We start from the raw sequence: 7,568 nt of genomic DNA on the forward strand, positions 1-7,568 counted from the left end.
GCTGGTTTCAAAAAGACCTAGCATGTATTTGTGCGAGCCATATTCGGCGCCGACGCTGCCGCTCCACTCGTTAGTCGGCTCTTTTAAAACGATATTAATGATGCCGCCGATTGAGTCTTTGCCGTAGATCGCACTGCTAGGACCTCGCAAAACCTCGACGTGATCGATATTTGTAACGGGGATATAGGCTGCGTCTTTGTTACTTTGCGCTACGCCGCCAACATAGACCGTGACGGGGTTAGAACTCGTATATATCGAAGGATTGAGTCCTCTAGTACTGATGCCCTCGTACATTCCGCCTACACCGGTAATGTTTGGCATAGTTTTTACCAGCTCCTCGACGTTTTTGACATCGCGCTCTTGTAGCTCAGTATCACTTACGACGCTGATACTTTGTGGCACATCCTTTAAATTTTCGCTTATTTTGTTTGCGGTAACTTCTACTTCGCCGAGATTTACGCTTTGCTTAGTTTGCTCGTCGGCTATGGCTGGATTTGTGGCGCTTAATAAAAGTAGGGTAGCTGCAGCTTCAGAGAGAGAGAGAGAGTAAAAACTTTCAAAATTTAACTCCTAAAATCTGATAAAATTTTCACGTTATTATATCAGATGAGATAATCATTGTCAATACTACTGCAATATTAAATTAATGCAAAAATATAAGCATGATTTATATTGAATTTAATGTTGCAAATTTAGATACAAAATAGGGCAATACAATAAACTTATTATAATTTAAATAAATACGTCCATAAAAATTTATGGAAAAATGATGCTAAATTAATAAAATCAAAAAATTCATTTTTATAAATCGTTTACTACATAGAAATCATTAATAGGAAAATATATATCAGTAGTTCATCATTTTTCAATTTTTTGGAGCAAAAACACTATAATTCTAGGTATTCTATATTGAAAACTATAATTTTCAAGTAAAAATTCAACACAAAATTAACGTATAATTATATGAATAATTTCATGTATTTTTAACGTATTTGTTGTTTTATTAATGGTTTTTATTAGGAGAATTTTACATATTATCGTGACTTCAAATAAAATCAACATGACGATGTGTTTTTGTAAGAATTAAAATAGATAATATCTGAATTGGGCGGAAATAAAATTTTGCTTATGGTAGAGATTTAAATTTAAAATATGGGAAGTTATTGCCCCTAGAAAATGCCCTCTTTTATTCAATAACCAGGCGCATTAGATACATATCCTCGCCGTCGATTACGCTGATTTCGGAGCTTTTGCAGCGCGGACAAGAAAAATCGTTCTGCGTCAAATCTCCGCTAAAACCGCAGTTTTTGCATTTTACGACGATTTCTTGGGTATGGATGATGAGATCCGCATTTTCGCAGACGGTGCCTGCGCGAAAGACTTCATAGCAGTTTTGCAAATAATGCGCTTCCACGCCGCTTAGTCGCCCTATTTTTACGTGCAGTTCCCTTATCTGCGGACTTTTCGAACTAAATGTATCGTAGGGCGCCTGTGGTTTTACATCTAAATTTTTATAAAAATCGCCGCTTTTGTCGTTCGAGTTCGTATCCACAACACCCGTATTTTCGGTATTCTCGGTGCCTATGCCGGTATTCGCAAAATCTGTATTTTCTTTGTCTATATCGGCGATGTCACAGCTATTTTTAGCGCCCTGCTCGGCCGCGCCTTTTTTCTTTGCTTTTTCGGCGTTTAGCGCCTTTTCACATAGCGCCACAAGATCCGCTACGATCGATAGTTCATGCATTTTTCCCTCTAAATTTTACGGCCGCGCCGTATTCTATACGAAATTTTGTTGTAAATTTAAAACGTGCTCTGAAATTTAGGTTTAAATTTGCGAAATTTGCACGTAAATTTAACAAATCCTCGGCAGCAGTTCGCCTTTCGGAAGCTCTAAAAATCGCTGCGATCCGTAGGCGTTTTGCAAAATCACTCGCCCTTTTGCCGCATGCGGAGTTTGAAATTGCCCCGCCCTATTTTCTGATACTGTGCCCGCGTCGCTCGCACCCACAGATCCATCATGTGTACTAGGTCTAGGCGTCAAAGCGCCCTTAAATTCGCCTTTGTCGTACCCTGCTTCGCGTACCTCGCCGATTATTGCGGCGTTCGCGTCAAATTCGCGCAGTATCTCAAGCGCCCGATCCGCCTCGACATCATCTTCTACAATCGCTACGAAAGTGCCTTCGTTTGCAAGCTCGTACGGCTCGAAGCCCAGCAGTTCGCATACGCCCACTACTTCGTCGCTGATTTTGATATCCTCTTCGCGCACTAAAAATTCAAGCCCGCTGGAGCTTGCAAATTCGTTTAAAACCGCGCTGAGTCCGCCGCGCGTCGCATCTCGCATCGCTTGGATCTTCACGCCTTGCAAGATCAGCTTTTCTACCGCAGCGCAAAGCGGTTTGCAGTCGCTTTGCAGCTCGCTGCTTAGAGCGATCTCGTCGCGCGCCGCGAGTATCACCGCCCCGTGCCGCCCGATGTCGCCGCTAAGCAGGATTTTTGCGCCCGCTTTGATGTTTTGTACGCGCGCAGGTCGCAAAACACGGCCGATACCGCTAGTGTTGATGAAAATTTTATCGCATTTGCCGCGCGGCACGACCTTTGTGTCACCGCAAACGATACGAACGCCGCAGCTTTGCGCGGTGCTCGCCATCGAGTCCAGGATGCGTCGCAGCTCGCTTAGGCTAAGCCCTTCCTCGATAATGAGCGCGCAGCTTAAAAACAGCGGCTTAGCGCCCACCATCGCAAGGTCGTTGACGGTGCCGCAAACGGCAATCTTGCCGATATCGCCGCCGTTAAAAAACAGAGGCGTGACGACGAAACTATCGGTGCTGAAAGCTAGTTCGCCACCGAAACTAGCCGCCGAATTCAGAGTAGAGCTCGGCGTCGCGCGGTCAAAATCCGCCCCAGCGTCTAAATTTAGTATCGCGCTGTCGTTGTTGGCGCGTAAAATTTCATTATCAAACGCCGCAAAGATCGTCTCGTTGATGAGCCTATTCATCTCCTCGCCGCCGCCGCCGTGGCTTAAAAGTATAGTTTCGTTCAAATTTTTCCTTTTCACTCGGTTTTAAATTTATAAGCCCGTATTTTTGCAGCCGAACAAGCCGTGCCGCTACGTCGCCGCGCAAAATTTTAAAGCAAATTTAGCGCAACCATTCCGCTTTGGTTAAAATTTTAAAGCATGACTTATTTTTAAAATTTACGCTCTGCGATATCGCGCGCAAAATTTAGCCTGCGTTCTTAACGTCGCCGTATTTAAAATATGCCGCGCACGCCCCTTCTGAGCTTACCATGCACGATCCTATCGGGTTTTGCGGCGTGCAGTGCTTGCCGAAAACCTTGCAATCATAGGGGCTTTTTTTGCCGCGCAAAATTTCGCCGCAGATACAGGCCTTGCTCTCGGGAGCGCTCTGTACGCTGCAATCAAACTGCACTCTGGCATCCAGCGCCGCGTACTGCGGGCGCAACTTCATGCCGCTTTTTGGAATTTCGCCGAGCCCTCGCCACGAAAAATCGCAAATTTCAAAATATTTATCTATCAAATTTTGCGCTTTTTGGTTGCCGCCCTCTTTTACGACGCGCTCGTATTCGTTGAAAACCTCGTAGGTGCCGGCGTTTTGCTGTTCGACCAAATTTAACACGCCCGCCATTATGTCAAGCGGCTCAAATCCGCTTACGGCTATCGGTTTTTTGTAATCCCGCGCTATGCCCTCGTAGGCCTTCGCGCCGGTGATCACGCTTACGTGGCTAGGCCCCAAAAACGCGTCTATCTGCACGTCCGCGTCGTCTAAGATCGCTCGCACGGGCGCGGGCACCGTGACGTGGTTGATGTGAAAAAAGAGATTTTTTAGCCCCAAACTCAGCGCTTTATCGATCAGCACGGCGCTCATCGGCGTCGTAGTCTCAAAGCCGATCGCAAAAAATATCACCGTTTTTTGTGGATTTTCCTGCGCGATCTTTATGCAATCAAGCGGGCTATAAAGCGCTCTGATGTCGTGCCCCTCACTGCGCAGCTTCTGCAAGCTGGTGCGAGAGCCCGGTACGCGCAGCATGTCTGCTAGAGTGCAAAAAATACTCTGCGGCATCGCGGCGAGCTTGATCGCCTCGTCGATGCGACTGCGCGGCATCACGCACACCGGACAGCCGGGACCGTGGATAAATTTAATATTTTTGCCGACCAGACTCGGAAGGCCGAATTTCATGATCGAGTGCGTGTGTCCGCCGCAAATCTCCATAATATTTAGCGGCTTTTTGCTTTTAGAAATTATCAGCTTGCTAAGCGCTAAAATCAGCTCCTTATCCCTAAAATCCTTGATTAGATCCATTATTTACCTTAAATTTTACGGGTTTGCAAGCCGTTTTAATTCTCTGCGCCGGCTCTCGGCTCTATGCTTTCATATACGGAGCCCTCTTCCGCCCTCATTTGCTTTGCGATCTGCTCGTAAATTTCGATACTCTCCTTCGCTCGCTGCGTATCGATCTTCTCCATCGCAAAGCCAACGTGGATCAGCACGTACTCCCCGACCGCCGCGGGTTCGGGGAGCAGATCCAAGCTCACGCCGCGGCGCACGCCCAGAGTCTCCACGGTCGCGAAATTATTTTCGTCGATTGAGATGATTTTTGAAGGGATTGAAAGGCACATTAACGAAATTCCTTCTTGTATTGTAGGAATTTCAGCCATTTCTCCACGCCCTCGCCGCTTTTGCTATCAAGCGCGATGACGTCGGCTTTCGGATTGAGCTTGTGCACTTCGCGCACCACTTCCTCCATATCGAAGTCAAAATGCGGTAGCAGCGCGGTTTTGGTTATTACGACGCAGTCTGCGCGGCGAAATATCACGGGATATTTTGCGATTTTATCGCTGCCCTCTGGCACGCTTAGAAGCACTACGTTCAGGTGCGCGCCTACGTCAAATGCCGCAGGGCAGACGAGGTTTCCGACGTTTTCTATGAAAACCAGATCTAAATTTTTAGTATCGATATGATGAAGCCCCTCGTGAACCATAAAGGCGTCCAGATGGCAGGTTTCGCCGGTGCTGATCTGATGCGCCTGCGCGCCAGCTTTTATGATGCGATCGGCGTCGCGGTTAGTCTCTAGATCGCCCTCGATGACGCCGATTTTAAATTTGCCGCTTTTGATAGTGGCCTCAAGTAGCGTCGTCTTGCCGCTGCCGGGGCTACTCATCAAATTTAGACATAAAATTTTATCCTCATCCAGATGGGCTCTGTTGTGAGCGGCCTCCTCGTCGTTGGCGCTTAAAATTTTACTCATCACCTCGATCGTCTTGGCGTCATTAATAGCGATATTTGCGTGAATGTGATCGTGCACGTCGTGCTCGTGATCAATCCCCGCCTCGTGCATATGAGCGTGGGAGTGGACGGTGCCGTCCGCGTGAGTGTGGCCGATGGAACAGCCGCAATCTTTACACATTTTTTCTCCTTGGATAATAAATTTTGCGCGTAAAATACCACGTTTTTGCTTTAAATGGCGTAAATTTGATAAATTTTATATCGAAGCGCGAAATTTTATGAAATTTAACAGCGCTTAAAAATTTATGCGCTTCGGTTTTATCTAAATTTCATACGTTGTTTGCGAATGCTCGACGCAAAATTTTAAAGCTCGCGAGTAAAGCGTTGCTTTAAATTTAATCGCCTGCTCGCAGATTGCAGAGCCGCGCTCTCTAAAATTTAGACCTCGCAGCTCGCAATGGCTCAAAATAAACCAGAGATCGCCGTAGATAAGAGCGCGAAATTCAGGGCTTGCGAGCGGATTTTATCCCGGCACTCTACAATTCTCGCGCGTGATCGCAGGCTTGCCGAATACCAATGCGGCGACCATTTTAATATCGATTTTGCGCTAGCTCGGCTTTGCAAATGCGGCACGAAAGCGGCGCCTATAAAATTTAGTCGCGAGCTGCTGTGCCGGTTTCGTGCTTGTGCGTAAATTTAAACTCGCGGCAAGAATGCTTTTTGATTAAAATTTCTAAAATTTTGCGCTTTCGTTTGCCGTGTAAATTTAAACAAATTTTATTTGCACGCCTTGCGCAGCTACCCCACCCGAATTCGCTACTCGATCGAGAATCGCGCTGCACAACTCGCAAAAGTCGCGCAGCCGCTGCGTTTAAATTTAAAAGCACGTAAAATTTCGCGCGACGCACTGTTTTTAAAAATGCGCAAAAGCCCTACGCTTCGGTGATTACCGCGTTTACGAGCTTAGAAAATTTTACACCTTTTAGCGCGCCGATTTTGGCGCCGAGCCGCTCGATCTTTGAAATTTTATCCCGCATCGTGATCTCCTCGAAGCAGTGGCGCTCGTCGATGTGGAAGTGGCTGGTGCTGACGATGGTGACGTTTGCGTGGTGCTCGATCTCTACGAGCTGCTCGATCAGATCGCTTTGGTGATGATCATACGCGATGCAAAGCACGCCCACGCAGTCATCCTCGCCATCTCCGTGAAGCACGCCCTCAACCATCTTTTCGCGGATCAGATCGCGGATAAACTCGCTGCGGCTTAGGTATTGCTTGGCGCGCACCATCTCATCGAGATCCTCAAAAAGCTTCGTCGGCAGCGAAATGCTAAATCTTACGGCGCCCTCTTTTTCCTCTTTTTTCATAGCTCCCCTCATTTCGCGTATTTTGAATGTAATTTTACCGAAATTCCGCTCAAATAGTAAGAATTTCGCGCTAATTTGGCTTATTCTTTAAAATTTAAAGCTCCAAGGCACCGCGCTTATTTTGAAATTTTGCTCGCGATTTCGCGTTGTATTTTAGTGCTAGCGCGATAAAATTTACCGGTGCTACGTTATTTTAAATTCTACCGCGAGCTTGCGTTCAAATTTTAAGAGTCGGGCGCTAAATAGCGTCTTAGCTTGGGATCTGCGCAGTATCTAGCCATGCGCCGCGGTAGAATTTTACATCGATTGCCATAGCAGTGCGCCGTAATGCTATGGCAGACAACGGCGCGCCGTTAAATTTTAAAATTTTAACGTTTCGGCTACGACATATGAAGACGGCAAGGCATAAATTTGTTCGCTGATTTTGCGATTTTAGAAAAGCTAGCCTCGGTGGATTTTATCGCCCGTAGCGTTAGAATTTACGCAAAGAGCAGGCAGGGCGCAGAGTTCATAAATTTAGCGGCGAGATGAGACTAATAAATTTTACAAAGAGCGAGCTTAACGGCTATATTTGCGTTTTTTGTGGACGAGCTTAGCGCGAAATTTCGCTTAGATACGCTGCGAGCTGCCCGTATGCGATGCCGCTGTCGTTGCACGGGATCTCGCGATTTAGATGAAATTTTATCCCTCGCGCGCGCAGCTTTTCGCACGTAAGATTTAGAAGCGTCGCGTTTTGAAAGACCCCGCCGCTTAGCACGACCTCGAGCCCCGCGCCCTCCGCAAACTCCGCGATGAAATTTGCGATGGCGTTTATAAATTTCGTCGCAGCCAAGCGCGGCTCATCGCTCAAAGCCTGCAAAAACGCCTCTTCGTAATCAATCACGTAGCATTCGCCCTCAAGGCTCGGCGCGCAAGCTCCGTTTTGCGGATTCTGATCCGCATCGGCGGCGTTTTTGCTTTC

At 46.9% G+C, this 7,568-nt stretch carries 7 protein-coding genes and 1 pseudogene; all 8 read right to left on the reverse strand.

Annotation, left to right across the window (positions count from 1 at the left end; translation table 11 throughout):
• A partial coding sequence (locus Q0372_RS00780; protein WP_298101440.1) for a TonB-dependent receptor plug domain-containing protein occupies window positions 1–402 on the reverse strand: 402 nt, incomplete at its 3' end.
• A gap of 784 nt (window positions 403–1,186) precedes the next feature.
• The gene (locus Q0372_RS00785) at window positions 1,187–1,744 is read right to left on the reverse strand and encodes a hydrogenase maturation nickel metallochaperone HypA (RefSeq protein WP_298101442.1); all 558 of its coding nucleotides are present in this window, start codon (window positions 1,742–1,744) and stop codon (window positions 1,187–1,189) included.
• Between the two features lie 108 nt (window positions 1,745–1,852).
• Window positions 1,853–3,040, reverse strand: a complete 1,188-nt coding sequence (gene hypE, locus Q0372_RS00790) for a hydrogenase expression/formation protein HypE (RefSeq protein WP_298101444.1) — start codon at window positions 3,038–3,040, stop codon at window positions 1,853–1,855.
• 181 nt (window positions 3,041–3,221) lie between these two features.
• Window positions 3,222–4,319 carry a hydrogenase formation protein HypD gene (hypD, locus tag Q0372_RS00795; protein WP_298101446.1) on the reverse strand — a complete coding sequence of 366 codons (1,098 nt, stop codon included), beginning with the start codon at window positions 4,317–4,319 and terminating at the stop codon, window positions 3,222–3,224.
• A gap of 35 nt (window positions 4,320–4,354) precedes the next feature.
• Complete coding sequence (locus Q0372_RS00800; RefSeq protein ID WP_005870452.1) at window positions 4,355–4,636, reverse strand: HypC/HybG/HupF family hydrogenase formation chaperone; 282 nt, start codon at window positions 4,634–4,636, stop codon at window positions 4,355–4,357.
• Window positions 4,636–5,424: a hydrogenase nickel incorporation protein HypB gene (gene hypB, locus Q0372_RS00805; RefSeq protein WP_298101448.1), complete on the reverse strand. Its 789-nt coding sequence runs from the start codon at window positions 5,422–5,424 to the stop codon at window positions 4,636–4,638. Before hypB ends, Q0372_RS00800 begins: the two co-directional genes overlap by 1 nt.
• A gap of 751 nt (window positions 5,425–6,175) precedes the next feature.
• A complete protein-coding gene (gene nikR, locus Q0372_RS00810) occupies window positions 6,176–6,607 on the reverse strand; it encodes a nickel-responsive transcriptional regulator NikR (protein WP_298101450.1) in 432 nt (143 codons plus the stop codon).
• Between the two features lie 592 nt (window positions 6,608–7,199).
• Window positions 7,200–7,568 (reverse strand): annotated as a pseudogene (locus tag Q0372_RS00815) (hypothetical protein); the annotation flags it as partial.

This window comes from uncultured Campylobacter sp. (assembly GCF_937997405.1).
GTDB lineage: Bacteria > Campylobacterota > Campylobacteria > Campylobacterales > Campylobacteraceae > Campylobacter_B.